Origin of the sequence: Paenibacillus sp. FSL R5-0887 (assembly GCF_038002305.1) — a bacterium.
Classification (GTDB): Bacteria; Bacillota; Bacilli; order Paenibacillales; family Paenibacillaceae; genus Paenibacillus_AQ; species Paenibacillus_AQ odorifer.
The window spans coordinates 2,951,542-2,974,263 of the sequence record NZ_JBBOCE010000001.1; the positions used below are offsets into that span (position 1 = coordinate 2,951,542).

At 47.6% G+C, this 22,722-nt stretch carries 15 protein-coding genes; all 15 read right to left on the reverse strand.

Annotation, left to right across the window (positions count from 1 at the left end):
• Positions 1-119: 119 nt before the first annotated feature.
• Positions 120-1,235 carry a glycoside hydrolase family 88 protein gene (locus MKY14_RS13370; RefSeq protein ID WP_076194769.1) on the reverse strand — a complete coding sequence of 372 codons (1,116 nt, stop codon included), beginning with the start codon at positions 1,233-1,235 and terminating at the stop codon, positions 120-122.
• Complete coding sequence (locus tag MKY14_RS13375; RefSeq protein WP_256719055.1) at positions 1,225-3,090, reverse strand: DUF2264 domain-containing protein; 1,866 nt, start codon at positions 3,088-3,090, stop codon at positions 1,225-1,227. Before MKY14_RS13375 ends, MKY14_RS13370 begins: the two co-directional genes overlap by 11 nt.
• A gap of 24 nt (positions 3,091-3,114) precedes the next feature.
• Complete coding sequence (locus MKY14_RS13380) at positions 3,115-4,713, reverse strand: response regulator transcription factor (RefSeq protein ID WP_076130272.1); 1,599 nt, start codon at positions 4,711-4,713, stop codon at positions 3,115-3,117.
• Positions 4,688-6,487 carry a cache domain-containing sensor histidine kinase gene (locus MKY14_RS13385; protein ID WP_340976622.1) on the reverse strand — a complete coding sequence of 600 codons (1,800 nt, stop codon included), beginning with the start codon at positions 6,485-6,487 and terminating at the stop codon, positions 4,688-4,690. The genes MKY14_RS13380 and MKY14_RS13385 overlap by 26 nt, the downstream gene beginning before the upstream one ends.
• A 104-nt stretch (positions 6,488-6,591) precedes the next feature.
• The gene (locus MKY14_RS13390; RefSeq protein ID WP_076194773.1) at positions 6,592-7,956 is read right to left on the reverse strand and encodes an ABC transporter substrate-binding protein; all 1,365 of its coding nucleotides are present in this window, start codon (positions 7,954-7,956) and stop codon (positions 6,592-6,594) included.
• Between the two features lie 140 nt (positions 7,957-8,096).
• Positions 8,097-8,879, reverse strand: a complete 783-nt coding sequence (locus MKY14_RS13395; protein WP_052097522.1) for a carbohydrate ABC transporter permease — start codon at positions 8,877-8,879, stop codon at positions 8,097-8,099.
• A gap of 63 nt (positions 8,880-8,942) precedes the next feature.
• Positions 8,943-9,848 (reverse strand): carbohydrate ABC transporter permease, encoded by a 906-nt coding sequence (locus MKY14_RS13400; RefSeq protein WP_036683142.1) that lies wholly within the window; start codon positions 9,846-9,848, stop codon positions 8,943-8,945.
• Between the two features lie 190 nt (positions 9,849-10,038).
• Complete coding sequence (locus tag MKY14_RS13405) at positions 10,039-11,421, reverse strand: MATE family efflux transporter (RefSeq protein ID WP_076130275.1); 1,383 nt, start codon at positions 11,419-11,421, stop codon at positions 10,039-10,041.
• Positions 11,422-11,439: 18 nt separating this feature from the next.
• Positions 11,440-11,871, reverse strand: coding sequence for a MarR family winged helix-turn-helix transcriptional regulator (locus MKY14_RS13410; protein WP_036683144.1), 432 nt, complete (start codon positions 11,869-11,871; stop codon positions 11,440-11,442).
• A 156-nt stretch (positions 11,872-12,027) separates the two neighbouring features.
• Complete coding sequence (locus MKY14_RS13415; protein WP_339188050.1) at positions 12,028-14,958, reverse strand: insulinase family protein; 2,931 nt, start codon at positions 14,956-14,958, stop codon at positions 12,028-12,030.
• Positions 14,959-15,029: 71 nt separating this feature from the next.
• Positions 15,030-17,171, reverse strand: a complete 2,142-nt coding sequence (locus MKY14_RS13420) for an S-layer homology domain-containing protein (RefSeq protein ID WP_340976623.1) — start codon at positions 17,169-17,171, stop codon at positions 15,030-15,032.
• A gap of 167 nt (positions 17,172-17,338) precedes the next feature.
• Positions 17,339-19,144 carry a DUF4838 domain-containing protein gene (locus MKY14_RS13425; RefSeq protein ID WP_340976624.1) on the reverse strand — a complete coding sequence of 602 codons (1,806 nt, stop codon included), beginning with the start codon at positions 19,142-19,144 and terminating at the stop codon, positions 17,339-17,341.
• Positions 19,145-19,170: 26 nt separating this feature from the next.
• Complete coding sequence (locus tag MKY14_RS13430; protein ID WP_340976626.1) at positions 19,171-20,331, reverse strand: N-acetylglucosamine-6-phosphate deacetylase; 1,161 nt, start codon at positions 20,329-20,331, stop codon at positions 19,171-19,173.
• Positions 20,328-21,116: a glucosamine-6-phosphate deaminase gene (locus MKY14_RS13435; protein WP_340394416.1), complete on the reverse strand. Its 789-nt coding sequence runs from the start codon at positions 21,114-21,116 to the stop codon at positions 20,328-20,330. The genes MKY14_RS13430 and MKY14_RS13435 overlap by 4 nt, the downstream gene beginning before the upstream one ends.
• Before the next feature lie 37 nt (positions 21,117-21,153).
• On the reverse strand, positions 21,154-22,716 hold the full coding sequence (locus MKY14_RS13440; RefSeq protein WP_076279230.1) for an extracellular solute-binding protein: 1,563 nt from the start codon (positions 22,714-22,716) through the stop codon (positions 21,154-21,156).
• Between the last annotated feature and the right edge of the window lie 6 nt (positions 22,717-22,722).

Consider the following 22,722-nt stretch of genomic DNA (forward strand, 5'->3'; position numbering starts at 1 on the left):
AGTAAATAACTACGTTTTAAAACTCTTGTATAGTAGTCCACAAAAAAAAACCGCTAAGAGATTAGTCTTAGCAGTTTCTTTGTCCTATAGGATAAACCTTGCCCCACCCTAACATCCCACTACCAATAGCCTCGGATGCCGGTCTGCAAGCGGATCAACGCTTCCAAATAATAATAATCTCCCCAAATCATATGACCATCAGGCACACGTCCACCTCTCACATGATAAGAACCATGCTTTAGAAGTCCCTCTGCTTCCCGATTTCCAGATGTCGCATAATCTTCCACTAGGGATTTCATACTACGGTGTAAAGCAACTTCATAAATGGCCCGGTCCGGATCGTCTACGCCTAGGTGATCGAGCAGTTCCAAAAGACCGGCTGCCGCAATCGCCGAAGCCGAGCTGTCGCGAGGGGTATCCGCTCCCACTGGCACATCGAAATCCCAATAAGCCACACTATCCTCCGGTAGATGGCTGATAAAATAATCCGCTAGGCTCTTAGAAGTCTTAAGAAAATCCTCATTCTGCGTATAGCGATATGCCAGAGCAAAACCGTATATTCCCCAAGCTTGACCACGTGTCCAGGTCGATCCGTCCTCATAACCTTGATGTGTTCCTCCACGAATTGCATTTCCGGTAGCCGGATCAAAATAAAAAGTATGGTAAGAGGAGGCATCCCCACGCACAAGAAATTTCCGGCTCTTAAACGCATGTTCGAGCGCTATTTCATAATAGCGCTTATCTCCTGTTTCCTCAGCTGCCCAGAATAATAGAGGTAAATTCATCAAGCAGTCAATAATGATACGTCCCGCATTCTCCGGGTCACTCTCCAGTCCCCAGGCCTGAAGAATCCCTGCTGGTTCACGCCAGCGCTTGCACAGCGTGTCCGCAGCTTGCAGACCGACAGCTCGCGCCGCTTCGCTGCCCGTTATTTTCCACTCCGCTACTGCGGTCAGTGTATACAAGAAACCAATGTCATGATGGTCCAGGGCGATGTGCTGATCCAGACGATGCTTGAAGTCCCCTAACCAAGAGGCTGCCGCCTCCTTATAGCATGAATCCTTACTATATTCATAAGCAAGCCACATCATCCCAACATAGAAACCCTCTATCCAGTCGTCGTTGTCTCCCCATTCGTACTGTTGCCCCTCAGCGATATGAGGCAGTTTGCCCGGATGGTTAGCCATATTGCTCCCAACTTTGTGAATCGCATCCTCAATAGCCTTATTCCACATCTTTGTTTCTCCCTCCCCTTAAATCAACAGTATGCAAAAGTGTATCGTTACTAGGTTCGTATACAGCAACCCTTCCGTCCGAGTGCCATTGAATAAGCGGCGGTGAAGCAAGACTTGCCTGGTTCTCTGGAGTATTCGTCGCTCCGAAGACAGCAGATATCAATACTTGCTCTCCCGGTTCCAGTCTGGAGCACAAGCTCGGAAGAAGTGTCCGCGGCTTCAGCAGATTGGTATTCGGCTCGGGATATACGCACTCTCCCCGATCAAAGCCGCATAGCCTATGTATGGCACTGATTCCCCAGGGCAGCTGTACCGAAATAGCAGTGTTTGATACCTTAATGATTTCCCGTTCACTGTGCGAGAAGCCAGCTGACTGGCCAATGGCAAATCCACCCTCCGCTACATCCAGCCGCCGGGCAGTATGAATGCTGTGAACACGAACATGCCATAGACCTGCCGGAATAATCCATGTCTCCACATGTACATCACTCCATGGATGCCAGCGGGAATATACATAGCTGTCCCCGATTTCCCAGGTCTCGCAGAATCTGCGTACCCGATAGTGTTCATCACATTCGCATAGTGCGAGTGTAGAATCGTAAGCGCCTTGAACCAACCCGTAACCCGCTTTCGGGACACTAAAGCCAAACAGAGTGGAATATGCAAATTTAGAATATTTGGCTGCACTATGGGCCATATCAAAGTTAGCCATCTGTCCAGAGGTATAGGCAATAACCTGCCTGTTTCCTTCCGGACGACTCACAAGCATTCGCGCCTCTTGGAGAGCCCGTACCTCTTTCAAAATAGGCAACGGCTCTTCCTCCGCCTGCCAAAAAGGATGATCATCTGGCAAGGCAAGAATAAGCATAGCTTTAAAGGCCCAATACGGAGATCCGGGGGCGTTGTAGTTCTCTGTCATGACTAGATTCGGATAAGCATATCCGATGCTAAGCAGTCCGTCTAATCCCATAATAGGTTGTTCAAACCACCAACGAAAATGGCGCATAATGATTCCTTTAAGAACGCCATATGAAAAAGGAACCATATCTGCATACACCAGCGCACTCCAGAATGAAACCTGTGCAAAACGATAGGTCAGGCTACGACCAAAAGGAAGTGCGCTTCCGTCCTCAGCGAACCAATAAATGAAATCCTCGGCAAATCGTGCGGATCTTTCCCGATAAACAGCAGCTCTCTGAGGATCATCATCCGCCATCAGCTTAGCGTATATCAGCGTATAATAATGCATAGCAAAAGCAATATAATAGTCCCTCTGATCGGTCAATCCATCGGAATACCAACCGTCACCAAGATAGTAATTATCGATCTGCGCTAGATAATCATCCATTATGCTCTGATCATAAGGTAATCCGACTTTCTTGAAGCCCACATTCACAAGAACCGTGAACATCAGCCAGTTATTCGGATTGGAACGATCCACATGATTAATCTGATTTAGCCAGTTATATACATTCATTTTCTGCGTGTCGCTCAGCGGCTCCCACATTTTATGTGGTGCAAGAGCAAGCCCCAGTCCCAACACGGCCTGCTCTACCATACGCTGATCTTTGGTAGTAAATTGCCCCCAATATTCTTCATGCTCCGGGTCTGTTCCGTTGATGATCCCTTCCAGAAACATCGGCCAGAGTGCACTTTCCCCTCCACCGCTGGCATGGGGAACAAGGCCCCATAGAGGACGGGCGAAAGCTTCCATAAGCGCTGTAGCTTCATTGTAAATCGATCCTGTAGCGCCCATATTAATTCCTGCACAACCAGAGGTAAATCTGCGCTCCAGTGGAGTATATAGTTCATTTAGGAACATCTGTAATTCATTTTTAGTGCCCTTTATTCCCACAGCAATGTTTCCTCCTGTCCACACTCAATGCCAAGTGGCATATTCACTAGGCCTCATGCCCATTTCCCGTTTAAACAGCTTGATGAAATAACTTTTGTTGGCATATCCTAGATACTCGGAGATCTCTTCCACTGTCTTTTCAGATTGGTTAAGCAGCTCCTTTGCCTTCTGAAGCTTTAGCATATTTACATATTCGATGAAGTTCTGGTTTGTTTCCCGTTTGAATAAGCGGCTGAAATAACTGGCATTTAAGTTAAGGCGGCCTGCCATGTCCTCCAGCGTTATTTTCTCCGTCACATGACTAATCACGAACTGCTGGGCTTTGATGACCTCACTCCGTTTAGACTTGATGGAGAACATACTTATTTTCCGCGCTAATTCCTCCAAGTACTGCACCAGCCATTGTTCCAAATGCTCCAGAGTTTCAATGTCACCAACCACGCTAAAAAGCTTTTCTTCGGTTATAGGCAATGGAGATTGCAGAAGCTGTTTCGTCTTCATCTGCAAGTCCATCAGCAAGCGAAGCACACATTCCTTGACTTCATTCGGATGGAATTTTTGCGAGGCCACCCATTCCCTCCATTCCTTTACATGAACGCGAAGCTCCGTGTTCCTGTTCAAGGCAATATCATCATTGATAACAGCGTACAAGGTTCCATATTCAGCATAAATATCTTCTCCGGAAAAGCAGACTTCTTCAAAACGGTGGATTCCCGCCGCAGGGAGATAAAAGCGCTGTATTTTCTCCCTCAGCATCCGCTGCAATGTTCCGCGAATTTCCTCAGGACTGCGCGCCTCAGCGCCAAATAAGCAAGAGACAGAGAGTTTAAGATATTTTTGAACCGCAGAGGCTGCATTTTGAATGGAGTGATAGATAGCCTGGTGATCTTTGGAAGGCTGGTCGCTGCAAAAGAGAATGACAATCTCCTTATGGCTGTATCTCGAAATAAACAGACTGTGATCAGCCTCAAGCACTTCCTGCATAATATTCTCAACCGCAAAAGAAATCGTATATTCACTCATCCGGCGCACCCTTGAAGCTTCCTCTGGACGATCAATTACAATAACCAGCGGGATATAGTTTTTGGCATGGATCATAATTCCGTTTGATCGGGCCTGCTCGATCCAAGCCCCCTTATCCCAGGATTGATACAAGGTATCTTTTAGAAACTTTTCCTTCAGCGCGGCGCGATTTTGAGACTGCTTTTGCTTATAAACCAGCATCTCTGTATGCTGCTGCCTATTCAGTCCCACTTCCGCCACAAGAGTGCTAATCGCTTGCTGTAACTGCTCAATATCCAGTGATTCTTTTAAAATATATTCTCCTACGTTTAATTTCAGCGCTTGCTGGGCGTATTTGAATTCGTTGTGGCAGGAGAGAATAATCGCACGGATTCCGGGCTGCACAGCTCTGAATAGCTCCAGCATCTCCAGCCCGTTCATCTTGGGCATGCCAATATCGGTAATAATAAGATCTGGTGGACTCTGCTGTGCTTTTTCCCAAGCCTCGAGACCGCTATAATAACATCCGATGAGTTCAATACCGAGCTCACTCCAAGGTACGGCCTGCGACAAATAACGGATAACCGGATAGTCATCATCCACCAATATTGCCGTCAGCATTTTCCACACCCACCTTTCCGTAATCCAGAGGAAACTCCAGACAAATCTCTGTGCCCACATCAGGTTCACTTTGAATATTCAGCTTAAAAGAAGCGCCATAAATCATACTGAGGCGTTGGGCCACATTGCGTAAACCTATGCCGGAGAACCCTTTTCTGTCCTCCTCTGTAATTTGTTCGCTGCTGTATGCGGTTTCACGAAGTCTTGTTAAAGTTTCCGGCGACATCCCGATCCCATTATCCTTAATGATGATAACCAAGCTTCCCGTAGTTGCAACAATACGAGCTTCAATAAAAATCTCGCCACCAAACTGCTCGAAGCCATGGATGATGGCATTCTCGATCATGGGTTGAATCATAAATCGAGGCACCAGTGCTTCAGCGCTACCATCCGCTAAATTCATTTCCAGCCTGACCTGATTGGCATGGCGGAAATTCATTAAAGTGACATAATGCGATATCGTATCTGTCTCCTCACGAAGCGGGATAAACTCATTGTCCCTGTTAAAGGTCATCCGGAGCAAAGACGACAGCGAACCAATCAACTCAGCATTCTCCCGATCGCCTTGCATCAGGATATTTAAGCGAATCGAATTCAGCAGATTAAACATAAAATGTGGATTGATCTGCGCTTGCAGCATCTCTAGTTCGGCTTTTCTTTTTCCCGTCTGTTCATAAGTGATTTGTTCAATCATAGACTCGATCCGATCCAGCATCTGGTCAATGGTGCGGGCGAGCTGTGCTGCCTCATTATTCCCTCGAATGAACGAACGTTCATCCAACTGACCACGACCTATTCGCTTTACAAAAGCGCTTAATTTTACGATTGGCTGAGTCAGCTTTGAGATTAGAACGGTTAAGAGAACGGAAAACAAGGTAAAGAAAAGAATCTGCACCGCCAGGCTGATAAATAAAATCTGCTTATTTTTCGACAAGGCTGCCTTCAGCGGGATAATGCTGACCATCCGCCATTTGTTACTGCTCAGCTCCTGATCAACATATAAAAACTTCTCTCCGTCGATTTCCACAGTGTCAAGCTCGCCATCCATTTTCAACCACGTCATCGTCTCTCCGATTCGGGTCTTGTCAGCATGGGAAACTACAGTTCCCTTGTCATCCAAAAGCATCATCTCTTTATCATTATCGTTATTTAGATAAGGACGGAGCTTACGCTCATTGATATTAATAATTAAATATCCGATGGTACTGCTGGAGGTCGATTGAATCGGCCTCGCAATGGTTACCCAATCAGCTGAGCCTTTATCAGAATAATTGTAGTACGTATCGTGCTCCGCTCTCCAATAAGTCGAAATGGGTTGAATTTGTTTCAGCAACGATGTCCAATTTTTGTTGTAGAAATTTTTCGGGTTAAAGTCACTGTAAGGATAGCTGGTATAAATCAAACCATTTTTTCCGATTAACGTCACCTTCAAATATTCTGTTAAAACAAACATATCATCCAGCATCCGCGACATACGGTTATACTGAATGATCTGCTTTGGTGCACGGAGCGACTCTGAATCGGCAGACATCATCTGCCTGATCTCGCTGTTCTGGAGCACAAAGTTGGACTGTTCCAGTGTCTGTTCAAATATGGCATTCATATTGGCGCTGGCTGCATTTAAAGATTCTCTTGCGCTACCAACCGCTTTCTCCAGAATGAGATCCCGGGTCAAATAATCAGTAACCATGTAAATGCAGACAAGCGGGATCAGCACGCAGATCAGCGATGACCAGACAAGTTTCTTACGGAGGGATTGATGCTTTCTAAACACGGATTACAGGCCCCACATCTGTTTGAATTTGGAGCAGGAGGCAGAAATGCTTTCCTGCCCCCACATTATAAGCCCCCTTTGAAAAGCGTACAATCAGCCTCCGCTTACTTTCCGCTATTGTTCTGAACAACTTCCGTTATTTTTTTATCGATATTGGCAACTGTGACATCCAGATCCTGTTGGCCAAGGAGATACATCTCCGCTTCTGGAATAACGTTGTTCTTAGCTTCATCCGCATATTTAGCCGGAACCTGCGTTGCACCAGGTGTCGAGTTCTCCATAGTATATTTCAGAGAATCTACATCAATCTTAGAGGAATCCTTAGAACCACTCACAATTGTATCCACTAATTTATTCGTATCCGATTTGGCCCAGCCAGAGAAAACGCGTCCACCGATTTCCAGTCCTTCTGAGGTATACCAGCGCACAAAGGTATAGGCAGCCTCCTTATGCTTGGATTTAGCGGCTATTCCCATGTAGGTCGGCTGTACGGGTGAGTAATGTTTGCTCTCACTGTCAAGACGGGGGATCGGCGCAAACGCGGTAACAAAGGTTGCCGGAATGGCATCCGTTCCACCCGATTCCGCAACCATCCAGTCGCCCATCGGAAGCATCGCTGCTAAACCGTTAAAATACTGATTCCGGTAGGCTAGTTTTTGCGAAATAATATCCTCATAAGGAGTGGCACTCTTATCTTCGTACATCATTTTCTTCATCATCTGCAGGTTAGCCTTAAATTGCGGGTCAAGTGCATTGGAGGTTCCATCAGCTTTTAGAAAAGTATTATCCGTAGACTTGCTCATCAGCTGGAGCTGGAAATAATCCGGCCAATTATGCAAATACGCACCAAAACGTTTCGTTGCGCCCTCACCCTTGGTCAATTTCTTGGCATACTCTTCGAAATCCGCCCATGTCCAGTCGGTCGGAACCGGAAGGCCCGCCTCATCTAACATTTCTTTGTTAAGGAGCACGAACCAGCGCTGCATGGAAGACGGTAATGCATAGATTTTGCCATTGACCGTAGTGTCCACCAGATATTCATCTGCGAGTTTATAACCTTCCTTCTGAATATAGTCATCCATCGGTTCCAACAAACCGATATCTGCACGCTGTGAATAGTTGGTATAAGGCAGTTCGACAATATCCAGCGGATCGCTCGCAGCCGCCATCAAATCCAGCTTCTGCATAGAGGCAACCGAATCACCTTTTTCGTTCAGCAAATCTACTTCCACATGAATATCGGGATGCGTCTTCTCAAACTCCGCGATAATCGTGCTCCATTTCGCTTTGGCTTCTGTCTGCCAGGTGCTCAGCTTCAGGGTAACCTTCTCTGCTGCAGGCTTTGAATTTCCACCAGCATCGGGTGCATTAGTCGCTCCTGCATTATTGGTTTTCGCATTTCCGCCGCAAGCGACCAATGATAACGCCATCGATGTGATGATGAATGCAGATAATAATTTCTTTTTCATATAGACCCTCCTATAAATGTGTTGGGCATCACTTGCTTAACAACCAGTGACTATGTAACTGCTTACAAGAACATCCTAACATGCAGGATTGACGAGGAAAGTTCTCATATTCTACCGAAGAGAAACTATTTTGACTTTTATTATCCTTTCACACCTCCGAGGGCAATTCCCTCAATAACCTGCTTCTGTCCGAGTGCAAAAATGATCAGCAACGGCAGAATTGCAGATACCGCACCAGCCATCATGAGTGAATAGACATCCCCGTATTGGTCCCCGAACAACCGGATCCCCAGCTGAATCGTAAACAGCTCCTTGGATTTCAAAAAAATGAGTGGATATTGATAGTCGTTCCAGGTCCAAATAAAGCGCAAAATAGCATAAGTAGCTACAGCGGGACGGATCAGCGGAAAGGCAATCTGTAGAAAAGAGCGAAAATGCCCTGCTCCATCCATCCGCGCCGATTCAAGATACTCGTTGTTTACCCCCATAAAAAATTGCTTGAGCATAAACGCTCCAATAATACTAAAGCTGTTAATCAGGATTAATCCCAAATGTGTGTCAATCAAATTCAGCCAGTTAAACAGTAGAAACTGTGGAACCAACGATGCCTGCGGAGGAACCATATAAAGTGCCAATACAACTATAAACATCGCATCCCTGCCCGGAAAACGCAGCTTGGAGAACCCATAAGCAGCAAGTGCGCATATCAGCACATTAATTATAGTCGTAGCCAGCGTAATATAAATGGAATTTCCATAATAGCGAGCAAAGTCACCCGACCACACCTGTTTATAATTTTCAATGAGGTTCCACTGCTGTGGCAACCATTGAATTGGAAAGTTAAATACATCTTTCTCCAGCTTAAAGGAAGTGGATAACATCCATAGGAACGGTAAAAGAAATGCGATACCTAGCAGTCCCATGGCGATGGTCCAGAAGGTTCTGGATAAAAGCTCTTTTTTCACTGTAATTTCTCCTTTCCGCCTTTAATAGTTGACCCATTTTTTTTGCGCCAACATCTGCAAGGCTGTAATGATCAGGCAAATAAGGAACAGAACGAGTGCCATGCTAGAGGCGTAACCCGTCTTCAGCTGATTGAAGGCTGTATCATATAACTCGTAGACGATAACGGTCGTGGAGTTAGCCGGTCCACCCTGGGTCAATACTTGTATCAGATCAAAGATTTTAAATGAGCCGATAACCCCTGTTACCAGCAGGAAAAAGGTAGTTGGCGAAATGCAGGGAACCGTGATGTTGCGGAATTTGCGCCAGACGTTGGCACCATCAATATCAGCCGCTTCATAAAGATCCTTAGGAATACTCTGTAAACCTGCAATAAAAATAATAATGTTGTAACCGAGCTGAATCCAGACTTGAATCAACATCAGCGACGGCAGAGCATAATGGATATCCGCTAACCATTTGGGTGGGTTGTTCCACCCCAGTGACATCAGGAATTGATTGACGGGTCCCAGTGAAGGGTGAAACATAACCTGCCAAACCATAGCGATGGCAACTACACTGGAAATGTACGGAAGGAAATAAATCACTTTAAACAAATCCTTCAGAAAAACCTGTTTATCAATCAGGATAGCCAGCAGCAGGGCAACGATGATCGTAACTGGTACTGTGATAATAAAGAGCAAATTGTTCAGCAAGCTTTTCATAAAAGCATCATCATGAAACAGCCTGATGAAATTATCTACGCCCGCGAACTTAATCCCCCCTAACCCAGCCACAAAGTTCCAGTCCGTGAAGCTTAACAGCAGTGAGCCCAGCACCGGGATCAACGTCAAGATGATCAGCCCAAGCATAAGCGGAGCAACGAATAGATATCCCGCCATCGCTTCGCGTGTGTCCATGTTAAGATGAAACCTTTTTTTGCGTATCATAGTTCTCCTCCTTTACTTATCCATAATTGTAGAAAAAGTAAGCAGTCTTCATAAGAACTAGAATTGTTCATTTTGGAACGAATTTTACCGATCCTTTAATTATGAATTCTTTTGCACAACGCAAAAAAAGCGCGAGCCAAGCTCCCGCAGTAAACAAAATCCATATTGAGTTTTACATAAAGCAATCGCGTTATACCGGCGTAACCTCTACAGCACCTTTTCCATCAACGCCCGCACTATTCAGCTTTTTCCGAAAAATCATAAACAAAACCACACCCATCACACTCGTTATTACCTCAGTCACAGTCATCGACCAAATCACACCATGCAGGCCAAAAATAGAATGCAATACGATAATCATCGGTATAAATAATACACCTTGGCTTATCGCCATAATAGTAGTGGGTGTGCCTTGCCCTGTTGCTTGAAAAATGCTCATAAATAATCCGGTAAATCCATTAAATAAAGCGGAGATCAGCATAGCTGCCAAAATATAAGTTCCCATGCTTAACACAGAAGGATCGCCTGAGAACCAATGAAGAATCGTTCCTCTAAACACATATACTAGACTTACAAAAACAACTGCAATGCTGCCTATATATGCAAAAGCGTATTTGATGCTGGATTTAAGTCTCTCCGTATTTTTACTAGCAAAGTTAAAAGCAAATAACGGAATCAATCCCAAAAATAAACCCATCGATAAAAATTCTGGAATCTGCACAATTCTTAAAGCCACACCAAATCCGGCGACCACACTCTCCCCATATTGAATGGAATAGTTATTTAACAAAAGCGTGCTGACAATTAAAAAACTGGCTTGCAATAGCTCGGCTGTACCTATTTTATAAACCTCAAGCTGATCTCGTACAGATATCTTGAAATGCTTCAAAAATCCTCTTAAATGCTCACTTTTCGTTTCCAAAAAGTAAATATAATAAATGGCAGAGCCCAAATTTGCTAAAACCATAGCCAAAGCAGCTCCGGCAACATGCCAATTCAGCACGAGAATAAATAAAGGATCAAAAATCAAACTTAAAGCCGTACTGATAAAAATACCATACATCGATTCCTTCGAGGCACCTTCCGAACGGACCAGTTGTTCCAAAGCAAAATTAAGCACAACAGCAAATCCGCCTGCAAAAAGAGTGAGCACATAAGACTTCGTAAAGTCTAAGGTAGCAGCATCTGCACCAAGCATTCGCGTGATTGGATTTATAGCTAACCAAGCGATGAGCGCGATAAGAAGCCCCACTACAATACTCCCGTAAAAAGTATATCCGGCAACCTTTTTCCCTTTTTCCGTCTCTTTTTGCCCCGCCAAGCGAGTTATAAATGTTCCTCCGCCTACCCCCAGCACATTTCCAAAAGCCATTAAAACGGTAAAAATAGGCAGGCCCAGCGTGATTGCGGTCAGCATACTGGTATTGTGTAATAAGCCGATGAAGTAAGCATTGATTACATTATAAATAGTACCCACAGACATCCCAATCATCATGGGAATCGATAAATGAGCGATCGCTTTTTTCATGGGCGCCGACTCTAAATAATATTGATTTGAGAACTCATTTGTCATAAGTGAACCTCCGAACGTTTATAAACTTGAACTAACTTTTTGAAGTAAAGACTTTAGGGTTGCAGTTTCTTCCGGACTAAGCGCCTTAGTAATGCTTGCTTCTACCTCAGAGAAAATCTCATTGAACTCTTCCACTAAAAGAGCACCTTTTTCCAATACAAAAATACTCTTTTGACGTTCATCATTTTCAGGAGTGACACGCTGGATATACCCTTTCTTCTCCAACCCCTGAAGCATACTGGTAATGCTCGCCCCCTTCCTGTTAAAGACCTCCGCTAAATCCTTCTGAATAACCCCTTCTGCTTGATTCTCAAAAATATAGCCGATCATGCGGCCTTGTTGTGAGTTCAGACCTAACTCATTTAACCTGGTGTCAGCTGTACCTTTTATTTTTATCCCAATCTCTCGTATTAAATTAGAAAATGGTGTGTCTACCACGGGTTTGTTCATTGTTATTTCCTCCTCTTGCGGATTAGTTAGAACTCTAAGTAACATCATTATCATAATAGATAGAACTCTAACTGTCAAGGTTCTAACTAAATACAAAAAACTCCTCTCCAGCACTTGTCGAGTAGACAGGTACTGAAGAGGAGTTTATAGAGAGAATTACATCACAAGTTCTTCTAGGTTTCCAAATAAGACTTTTGTTGATTTCAGCTTGGATTCATTGCCGACAACTGTGAAATAATTTTGTTCCGTCACAGCCTTAAGCAAATCGGCATACTGTCTGATGTCTTCCGGTGTGGTCGACAAGATTTCATCCCGTTCCTGCTGCAGCTCGGCCCCAGTCACCTGTTCAAAATAATGCCGGTCCGCCCGCCGTCCCTGAGCGCTTGGGCTCAGCGGCTGGTCCAACATGGACAGGGTGCCGATAATTGCTTTGGTCATCTCGTCGGCATCCGCTTCATATCCTTCGGTGAATCGGTACGCCTGATCATAAACCTCCAGCGTCTCCTGCAAATTGGGATCACGGTAGGAAGTGAACATCAATATCCCATCTCTGCGCAGCATCAGGCTGCCGCCATAAGCTCCGCCCTTCACGCGCACGGCATTCCACAGATAGGTGAGGCTCATGATTTTTTTGAGCACCTGCATTTTGCCGGAATACGTAAATCCTAGCTTGTTGAAGTCGTAGCCTTTAACCACATATTGCACCTGGCTGGAAGACATAAAACCTTCATTATCCGCATGCCCCTGCGCCGTAATCTTAGGTTTATTCACCACTGGCCGATCCTGAATATCCAGCTTCGCTACATTAGCGGCGAATTCTTCATACAAATCAGGGGTACCCGTCACGCTGATGATTAAATTCTGTTTATTGAATAAAACCGTACAGATATCCTTCAGCGTGTCTGCCACCTCAGCTCCCTGCTGATCGATCTTCTCGGCAAGCTCACGGATAAAGCGGTAATAGGCCACGCCACCCTGTTGTTCCTGATACGCTCCCATGTCCGAAAAATAAGACATCAGGCGGCTGGCCGCGATTTCATTACCTTTTTGATTCAGGACGGATTCCATCTGTGAGGCTTCCCGCCGGACGATTTCCTGTAGCTTCGTCAAGTTATCGAGCGCGCTGGTATAGAGCATCTCACGCAGCAGATCCAGCGATTCGCCAATATGCCCCGCCATCACCTTAACCTGCGCAGTGAATTTAGGCTGATAACTGGCCCCAGTATCTTTTGCAGCGCCAAAGATCTCATTTTTGAAATGAATGCCTCCGGTTTTGATCCCAATTTCACTAGTGAGCTCTTCAATGCTGTAAGAAGCTGTCTCCATTTGGCCCAATACCTCTGCCAGCAGCACAAGATAAGGAATTTGCTCAGGAGCCACAACACTCGTATCCCAATAAAACTTGCAGTACGCAATCTTTTGAGTAGATACGTCATGGTGGATCAGCTTTAGACCCTCAAGGTTATATTCATGGGATGGCACCTGAGGTTCAGCACTGCGGTTAATGTCCTGTAGAGATAAACTCGGCAGCTTCTGCAAATCCTCGGCTGCATCTGCACGACCTTGCCGCGCCAGAAGATGCTGTGTACTCTGCACAAGCTGCTCCAGCTGGTCTGGTTGCTGTGATGATTTGTATTCACTTAATTGACGCTGGGTGCTCGCTTCCTTGTCGGCTGCAATCGTCTTGGACGGGTTCAGCACCACCAGACTGCAATGATCACTGTTCAGTAAGTAGACCTCAATCAGCTTCTCAAAATAATGATCCGTTATCTTTTCCCGAATGGTAGTGAATACCTCTTCATAAAGCATATGAGTAGACGGCTGACCGTCATAGAGCCAGGACTTCATCACTTCGATATTGTAAGTAAGTCCCTTTGGGTATCGGCTAAAGTCCGCTTCCCGCAGCTCAAATTCTTTGCTGTTGACCGCCGCCAGCACCAGCTTCTCATCCAGCCCGTTCTTAACCAAGCTGCTTAATGTGGTCTTCACCAGCTCCACGAAGGCATCTTTGGCGGAAGCGTTCGAATGTGTCAGAGTAATGCCAAGCAGCGGCTGAACCATACTGTCGGAATAAAAAGCAAAGGCATCTTTGCCCAGACCGCTTTCCAGCAGGGCTTGCTTAAGCGGAGCTGCATTGCTGTCCATCAGCATGCTTTTCAAAATATCAAAAGCCAGATTCAGTTCCCGATCCGTAGAGGTTCCAATTACATAGTTCAGACTCAAATAAGTTTTGTCGTCGGCCGTTTCTGCTTCCAGAATCGGATAATCCGCTACCAGCTCCGTCATACCGGTAGGCTGTTGTAGCGGAATGGAGGTATCAAAGCTGTTTTTTTCATAACGGCTAAGGTATTCCTGGTCTATAAATTGCAGCTTCTCTTCAATAGAGACGTCTCCGTACAGATAAAAATAACTGTTGGACGGATGATAATAATTGCTGTGCGCCTCAAGGAATTGCTCATACGTAAGCGCAGGAATCTCCTGCGGATCTCCACCTGAAGAATGACGGTAAATCGTGTCTGGATACAACGACTTTTTGATCCTGTCCATCAGTACCGTAAACGGCGAGGAATAGGAACCCTTCATCTCGTTGTAAACCACGCCTTTATAGATCAGCTCAGCTTCTGTTTGCTGAAGCTCGTAATGCCAGCCCTCTTGCTCAAAAATCTCCTTTTGCTTATAAATATTCGGCTGAAAAACACTATCCAGGTAGACCTCCATCAGATTGGAGAAATCCTGCTCATTACGGCTTGCCACCGGATACATCGTCTTATCCCCAAACGTAAATGCATTCAGGAATGTCTGCATCGAACCCTTTAGCAATTCTACAAAAGGTTCCTTCACCGGATATTTCTCCGAACCACATAATACAGAATGCTCCAAAATATGAAAGACCCCTGTACTATCTTCAGGCGGGGTCCTGAAGCTTACGCTGAATACCTTGTTGTCATCCTGATTCTGCACGAAAAGCAGCCTGGCGCCGCTCTTCAGATGTTCCATCGTGAATACGGCGGAATCGATCTCCCGGATAAATTCCTCATTAACGACCTGAAATCCATAATATATATTGCCTGTGATCAAGCGGCTCATAGATTTGCCTCCTCTGCACTGGATGTGATAACTCTATCTGAAGCTTATCATATCCCTGGACGTTTATTCCATTAATAGAAGGCTTCCGGGATTAATTTCTGCAGTCTGACTAAAATTGCCGCTGCCTGCTCACGCACCAGAATCTGCTTAGGATCGAAACGGCCCCCGCTGCCGGTCATTACTTCATGTTCATTCACGGCCTGAATCGCCTGGCGGCTCGCCTCTGACAAACTGGAAGTATCGGCAAACTTCACACGGTCCGGGCTGCCGTACGTAGACAACCGGGCAGCTTTGGTTACCATAACCGCCGCTTCTTCCCGTGTAATACCGCGGTCCGGCTCGAACTTACCGGTTGGAGAGCTGATAATGCCCAGCTCCTCAGCCTTGGCGATGGTACGGCTGTACCATTTGTCCGCCGGAACATCCTTAAAGCTAGAAGTGGCCTTGGCAGCGGGGAACTCATGCAATAGCCGCAGCAGCAGGGTCAGAAATTCAGCCCGGGTCAGCTTCTGCTTAGGAGCCAGCACATTTCCGCTGGCACTTACGCCCTGAATATATCCGCTGCTGAGCGCTGTTGCGATATCCAAACGTGCCCAAGCTGCGACTTTATTGGCATCCGTAAAGCTGGCCAATTCCGGGGAAGAGACATGCAGCGCAAACGTCCGTTTGGAAAGTGCTGGAGCGGCATCTTTACGGTATTTGGTGACTTGCACAGGATAGACACCGGGCTTCATGCCGGCAAATGACACCTTTCCCATGCTGTCAGCCACTACGCTTTTTCCTTGAAGTGTCACAGTAGCGCCGAAAGCCGGAAGACCGCCCAGCTGACCGTTTGACTTGGTGATATGGAGGGAAAACGGCATATTGGCGCTTGCGTATCCACCCATTTCCTGGCCGTTTTTATCTTTCCATTTCACTTCCATCCGGTCAAGCAGTTCTGTATCGTCCGCGTAGTAAACAAGCAGCTGATCCCCATTGCCTATCATCAGTCTGTACGGGCTATTCTCAGGATACATCCATGCACTGCCCCCGCTGAATACAGCAATCTTCCATTCTCCGCGTCCATTGTATCGCCCGTTCTGAATCCCCTCGATAGCTGTGAAGGCCGGTTTAGCTGCATCCGCATTCAGCTTATACGCCAGACCCTTCGCCTGTAAAAAAGCTGCCGCTGCCTTCACAGCATCTCCGCCAACAATATGCCCCCCGGCAACGGTGCCACCGGGTCCTTCGACCTGAATCGTTGCCCGGTCAAGTCCAGCATGATGCAGTCCGCTATACAGCATGCCAGCCTGCTTGGACAGCAGCTTATAGGAAGTCAGGGCAAGATAGGCTTGCACAGTTGCGGGACTATCGTTCCCTCCGCCTGCTGTCTGTGTAAAGCCGCCACCCGGAAGCTTCCGCGCCAGCAAATGGTCCAGCAGCGAGGCTCCGCCTTCCTTGGTGAAATCTGCTGCATCGACCCCCTGCGAGGATAAAGCAACAATCACCTGCGCTGTCGTCGCAGTTTTACCATCGAACCCTCCGTCTAGCTGCTGCTTGCTCTTAAGCCACTGCAAAGCCTTCTCGATCGGCTGCGCTGTTTGTTCTGAACTCACTTCCGAAGCAAGTGCGGTTAGTACCCAGGCAGTAGCTACCAGATCTCCTTGCTTCTGCCCGGCCAGCGGCCAACTACCATCCGCTAGCTGCATATCAAGCAACTGATAAAACAGCAAATCGGGGTAACGGTTTGTCCGCTCCAATGAATTTGAAATGGAATTCTTCGAGGTAATATAGGCGGCTGCTACCGCTGCTGCCCCTTCCGAATCAATTCCGGCATGATTCATCAGGAATGGATAAAGATCAATACCAGCGATGTTGTTGATGTTGCCCCCCGCAGCACTGTAAGCCAGCGCCGTTCGAGTTAGCTCTGCCACCTTGGTGAACTTGCCCCGCTGTTCCAGAATCTTATCGGCAGTCTGTTCCAGATATCCCTTGGGCAGATTGCGCCCATTCTTGAAGAAACCTACGGCTGCTTCGTCCGGGAATGGCTGTATCGTCAGCAGCACATTCTGTGCCCCTTCCAAGGCACTCTGCATCTCCGCTGTGAATACCGCGGTTGTCTTTTGTGCCGGAGACGGCTCCGCCATTACCCTGCCACTCAGCAATACAAGCAAAATACATAATGCGGTAAGTGTAACCTTCCTTATAGTCCGGTTTATGGGTGTAGCTCTCATATTCATTCTCCTCCAATGTAGTTTGCTAGAACTATATAAGTTAGACGCAGCAAACTGGGATTTAGTTCCTGAATATGTTGTAATATGTAGCTTCATCCAGCTATGAATTAAAAAAAGACCGCACTGCTACCCGCTTACACGATAGCCCTACGATCTTTTCAAAACTCTTATTCTACCTGAGCAAACCCCAGCTCACGGTATAATGTCCGCTCCAGATAATCGTGAAGATAGAAGCGGGATTTCACAAAATGCTCCGCCATATCGGATGGCTGGTAACGCTCCAAAGCCGCTTTCATGCGAGGCAAAACGTTCTCACGTCCGCGGCGATTTCGCATGTAATTGTTCAGCAGCGAGTGCCTTTCCGCTTCGTCTCCCGGATAGAGCTCCCAGCGGTAGACATATTTGTGGATCGCCCGCGAACGGTCCGTCGCCGCTTCAAAATCATGCATAATGGCAATCAGCTCTGCTTCATCCTTATGATCCTTCACCTTGTCCAACAGCTTCCAGATAACATCATAATAATCTTCCAGCTGATAATTCCCGAGCTGTGCGTGACCTGTTCTAGGACCGATGCCATGGAACTGCTCCATGAATCGATCGATAAATGTTGCTGAGTCCGCTTTGCGGTTCCAGGCCAAATCGGCGTGCAGCAGCATCGGATACCACGTCGTCTCAAAGATCCCATAAGGAACACCAAGGCTGAACGGCCCTGTCCAGTTCGTGGCGACGATGCACCCGAGGTCCAGCTTATCCGCTGTCTCCGCCCATTGGAGCAGATTATCCGTCCGGTTCAATAGTACCGGATAATTCTGATGTTCAGCCCAGTCAAAGCTGCGAACCGCCGGGGCTCCCATAACCTCGATGCCTAGTGACCTGAATTTATCCGCAAGAGAAGAAACCTCAGCTTCAATATTACGTCCGTTGTATATCCAGATCATCGCTGCACTCCGCTTATCCAGCTTTGCCAGTTCCTCCGGCGGGCATTTGTCCAGCATGTCATGCCAGAAAATCACTTTTTTACCACGGCTGGCTGTAAATTCAATCAAAGTGTTCAAAAAAGCGATAAACGCCCGCTCCCGTACCCCTCCGAACAACGTTTTACAGCGTTCGCATTCACATAAGCTGTACACCTCGTCGCAGCCGAGGTGAATATAACGGGAATCCGGATGGGCATCCATCATCTCCTGTAACAGATCGGTAATCAGCTCGAAGGATTGGGGATGCGACGGGCAGATCTCCCCGAGGGATAACTCCGTTTCGCGCAAGTGCCGCCAGGTGTCGTGGCGAAGTACATACTCCAGATGTCCAAAACTCTGCTGCAGCGGAATGATCTGAATAAAATATTCTTGGGCTGTGCGTTTCAGCACCTCTAGCTGTGTGAGGCTTAACGAATGCTGAGGATGCACGAATTCCGGGTACTTCTGGAACGGGAATTTATCTTCGTATTCAATCAGAACCGCATTCGTTTTATACCGGGCAAAATCCGCCAAATACGATAGCAGCAGCTCTGGCTTGGAAAATGTCTGGCGAAGATCAAAGTTCATCGCCCGCAAGGTAGTGTCAGGCCAGTCCGTGATAGACACAGCAGGAACTTCCCCTACTGACTTACGCAGTTGTAGTAACGTTTGTAGCCCGTAAAACAGGCCCGGCGCATCCAGTGCACGGATTACCACCCGGCGCTCCGACACCTCCAGCCTGTACCCTTCCGCCCGGCCGTTAAGCAATTTCAGATCCACTTCATCTGGCTGTGCTCCTTTCGTTTCTGGCTGCGAGAGACTCTGAAGAATAAGTGAATATCCTTTTCCCGAGATAACCTGTGTACATTCCAGCTCCGGAAACGAGCGGCGGCAATGAACCACCAGTCTCGGATCATGCTGCTCCATGTAGAGGCTCAGGCTTACATCCTCGCTGAATTGAAAAGCTTCGCCCTCTTTCACTTGGATCTGCTTCGGTTGCGGTATCAAGCTCTGCATCGTTCTCCTCCTAATCTTTGCTGTAATTAATTACTGCAAGCCCTGCTATGACCCTTTTTCCAGCATTCCAGCACGGTAAGTGTCCTGTCGTCATAGCAGAAGCTCACGAGATCGGCAGGTGCTCCAGCCCTAAGCCCTGCCGCCTGCTCCAGCCCCAGCAAAGTAGCCGGATGAGCAGAAGCACAATCCCAGGCTTCATCCAGCCGGGCTAATCCAGCCTCCGCAAGATAGGCCACCTGATCTGGAAGCATCATGGCGGAACCTGCAAGCAGCTGCTGATTGCCAGCCAGATGCAGCCGCCCTTCTGCTGTTAATACAACTTCCCCACCAATGTGCAGGTGATAAGTTCCCGGCGGCATTCCGCTCAGTGATACAGCATCGCTGACCAAGATGGTGCGGCTGCGCTTCATCCGTAGGATTACTTTCAACAGAGCGGGTGGTAAATGTTGGCCATCTGCAATCATACAGCCGTATAGTTCATCCGCCGCCAGCTGCTCCCACAAATAGTTGGGATGACGGGGCAGCGTCAGATGTGTGCCATTGCCGAGATGCGTAGACATCACCGCTCCTGCGGCAACCGCCTCCCTAATCTGCTCGGGGGAAGCTGCTGTATGCCCTATGGAAACAAGGATACCTGATTCACTGCACCGGGCGATAAATGCAGCGGCGTTTGGCCATTCCGGGGAGACGGTGAGGATACGGATAAGCCCTTCAGCCGCTTCTTGCCAGCGGCATAACCTATCCCAATCCGGCGGGCCAATATGTTCCCTTGGATGGGCGCCGCGCGGACCCTCTTCTGGTGACAGAAAGGGGCCTTCCAAATGAATTCCTACAATCCCCCCAGCATCTTCCGGATACAGCGAAGCGGCTTCCGCAATGGCGGAGACCGCTTGAGCCAGCGCTTCTTTGCCATTAGTAATCAGAGTTGGACAATAGCTGGTTACCCCGTTTCCTAGCAAAAGTCGGGACAGTTCCAATACCGTGGCAGGCTGTAAAGGCAGCGTGTTGAGATCCAGTCCCCAGCCTCCGTTCACTTGCAGATCCACCAACCCGGGTGCCAGCCAGGGCAAATCGGCCCTGGCTGGACTCTCCGCAAGTTCGGTGACCGAAGTGATTCGCCCCTGCTCAACACTTACCTCAACCGGCAGCCCAGTTTTATAGTGCTTTCCCTTAATTGGCGCGTTCATAGGCCGAAGGCAGCCCGATCCGTGAACATCGTGATCTCCGGATGGGTGCGCAGAATAGTAGCTGGACAAGCCGTGCTGATCGAATCATGAAGTGCCGCCTGTAAAGCCTTGCGTTTGGACACTCCCGGTACAATTCCGTACAGGTGACGGCCAGCCAGCAAGGCTGGTACCGTAAGCGTCAGCGCATGGGTTGGCACCTCGTCCAGCGAGGTAAAACAACCGTCATTCACCTGCTGGCGGCGGCAGGCTTCCTCCAGTTCGACCGCTTTGACCAGCTGCGGGTCGGTAAAATTAGCGACTGGCGGATCATTAAACGCGATATGCCCGTTTTCCCCGATCCCGAGGCAAACGATATCAATAGGCGCCTCGCTCAACAAAGCCGAATATCTCTGGCATTCCTGCACCACATCAGCGGCGAGACCATCCAGCAGTTCTACCCGGCCAGGGTTAACCCGACTGTATAGCCGATCTGTCAAAAAACGGCCGAACCGCTGGGGAGCCGAAGCCGCAAGGCCGATGTATTCATCCATATGAAAAGCATTGACCCGGGACCAATCCATCCCCTGCTCCCGCACCAGCCCCTCGTACAGTTCATTTTGCGAAGGTGCGGCAGCAAACACAATTCGGACCTGACGCGCAGAATCTTGAAGCAAAGCTCTAATTTTCTGCGCAACCTGCGATGCCGCCGCAGCGCCCATCAGGTTACGATCTTCGTAAACCTGAACGGACATCTGCTCTACTCTGTGTGTCTCTAAAGGCTTAATGATGTCATTCATCCCGCTCATCCTTTCCGGGCAACTATTGTCCTTGGCACCAGACAGATTAATTCCCGTTTAACTGAATGTTCTGAACACGGTCGTAAGCTTCCCTATAAGTAGCCAGCAGCTTATCCACGCCGAGATTGTTCATCTCCTCCACATATTTGTCCCAGTCGGCCAGCTTTCGGGAGCCGGTAACAAACTTGGCAAAGCTTTCATCGCGGTGTTTTTGGATCGCCTGGCCGGTAATCGCAATAATTTCATTCTCTTTCTCCGTAAATGCAGGCCGTGGCTGCATCATGGACGGATCATATTTCGTCGCTTCTTCAAAGGCATACTTCAAATTGTCTGAGAACAACGACAGATGTGCACCAAAGTCGATCCAGGTGTACGTTCCGCTAGTCTGAAGTCCTGTCTGTTTCCGCATTTCGATCACATCGTTGTACTCTGGTTTGAACTTGATCGTGTCGCCTTCCTTCACATATGTCTCACCCTCCACGCCCCAGCTGCTGAGCGTACGTCCCTCTTCGGAATAGAAAAAGTCCATATAACTCATCACATCATCGATGTTCTTCGAGGTTGAAGCCACGGTTAGGCCACCTTCCATATAATGAAAATACGGGTTCAGTTGCTTGCCGCCGGCAATGCCCGCTGGAGGAGCCATGAACTGCATGTTGAACTCCGGATTTTCCTGCTGCATCGCATTGTTAAAAAAATCGATCCGGCTGATGTAATCAATGGTCACAAACGATTTGCCCGTGGACACCATGTCCTGCCATTGCTTAGTTTGCAGAGATAGAAAGTCGGGCGGAATCAGCCCTTCGTCATAAAATATTTTCCACATACCAACCATTTCCTTGTAACTATCTTCCGTGGGTCCAAAAAGCCACTCTTTTTTATCAAAATCATAATAAGCCCCTTCACCCGTCCCGTAATTCACTGTCATATTGGCATTCATTTCATCGGGAATTTGTCCGTAGCGGATCGAAAGCGGATAGCTGTCCGGATATTTCGCCTTCAAGGTTTTTAGAGCTGTATGCAGCTCCTCATATGTGGCTGGTGCCTGGATTCCTTCTTTGTCAAAAATGTCTTTACGGTATAACCAGATCATGCGGTTCGTCTCGCCAAAGCCCTGATTCGGGAACATATACATTTTGCCATCAGCAGACAGTGCAGCCTTCGCTTCCTGTGGATACTGCTTTACCCAGGCGGTCAGATTCGGCATTTTGTCCATATACTCCATCAAATCCACCAACGCACCCTGTTGCCCGAATTTATTCGATTCTTTGCGGTTAGGCATATACATCAGATCCGGCATTGCCTTCGAGGCAATCGCCAGGTTCAAGCTCTCTTCAAGCTTTCCGGAAGGGGTCTGTACCTCGAGTGTGACACCGGTTTTCTCCTTCAGCCAGCTCCAAATAGGCCAGCTTTTCGAATAAGGGAACGTAGCATTGTTGTCTAAGAGCGCAGTGAAGGTTTTTTCCGTTTTGGACGAATCAGCAGGTGAAGCGGTACTGCTGCCCTGAGTATTACTCTGCGGCGAGGTGTCATTGCCCCCTCCGCTGCAGCCAGTTACTACGGTTGCTGCAATCATCAGTGGCAGCAGTACAGATTTCCATTTATTCATTACGAT

What these genes read in the sequence shown, in the direction of transcription:
- MKY14_RS13390 (WP_076194773.1), bottom strand. Translation starts at nt 7,956, where the DNA reads ATGAAAAAGAAATTATTATCTGCATTCATCATCACATCGATGGCGTTA.
- MKY14_RS13370 (WP_076194769.1), bottom strand. Translation starts at nt 1,235, where the DNA reads ATGTGGAATAAGGCTATTGAGGATGCGATTCACAAAGTTGGGAGCAAT.
- MKY14_RS13395 (WP_052097522.1), bottom strand. Translation starts at nt 8,879, where the DNA reads ATGGGACTGCTAGGTATCGCATTTCTTTTACCGTTCCTATGGATGTTA.
- MKY14_RS13425 (WP_340976624.1), bottom strand. Translation starts at nt 19,144, where the DNA reads ATGCAGAGCTTGATACCGCAACCGAAGCAGATCCAAGTGAAAGAGGGC.
- MKY14_RS13380 (WP_076130272.1), bottom strand. Translation starts at nt 4,713, where the DNA reads ATGCTGACGGCAATATTGGTGGATGATGACTATCCGGTTATCCGTTAT.
- MKY14_RS13435 (WP_340394416.1), bottom strand. Translation starts at nt 21,116, where the DNA reads ATGAGCGGGATGAATGACATCATTAAGCCTTTAGAGACACACAGAGTA.
- MKY14_RS13415 (WP_339188050.1), bottom strand. Translation starts at nt 14,958, where the DNA reads ATGAGCCGCTTGATCACAGGCAATATATATTATGGATTTCAGGTCGTT.
- MKY14_RS13405 (WP_076130275.1), bottom strand. Translation starts at nt 11,421, where the DNA reads ATGACAAATGAGTTCTCAAATCAATATTATTTAGAGTCGGCGCCCATG.
- MKY14_RS13430 (WP_340976626.1), bottom strand. Translation starts at nt 20,331, where the DNA reads ATGAACGCGCCAATTAAGGGAAAGCACTATAAAACTGGGCTGCCGGTT.
- MKY14_RS13410 (WP_036683144.1), bottom strand. Translation starts at nt 11,871, where the DNA reads ATGAACAAACCCGTGGTAGACACACCATTTTCTAATTTAATACGAGAG.
- MKY14_RS13420 (WP_340976623.1), bottom strand. Translation starts at nt 17,171, where the DNA reads ATGAGAGCTACACCCATAAACCGGACTATAAGGAAGGTTACACTTACC.
- MKY14_RS13400 (WP_036683142.1), bottom strand. Translation starts at nt 9,848, where the DNA reads ATGATACGCAAAAAAAGGTTTCATCTTAACATGGACACACGCGAAGCG.
- MKY14_RS13440 (WP_076279230.1), bottom strand. Translation starts at nt 22,716, where the DNA reads ATGAATAAATGGAAATCTGTACTGCTGCCACTGATGATTGCAGCAACC.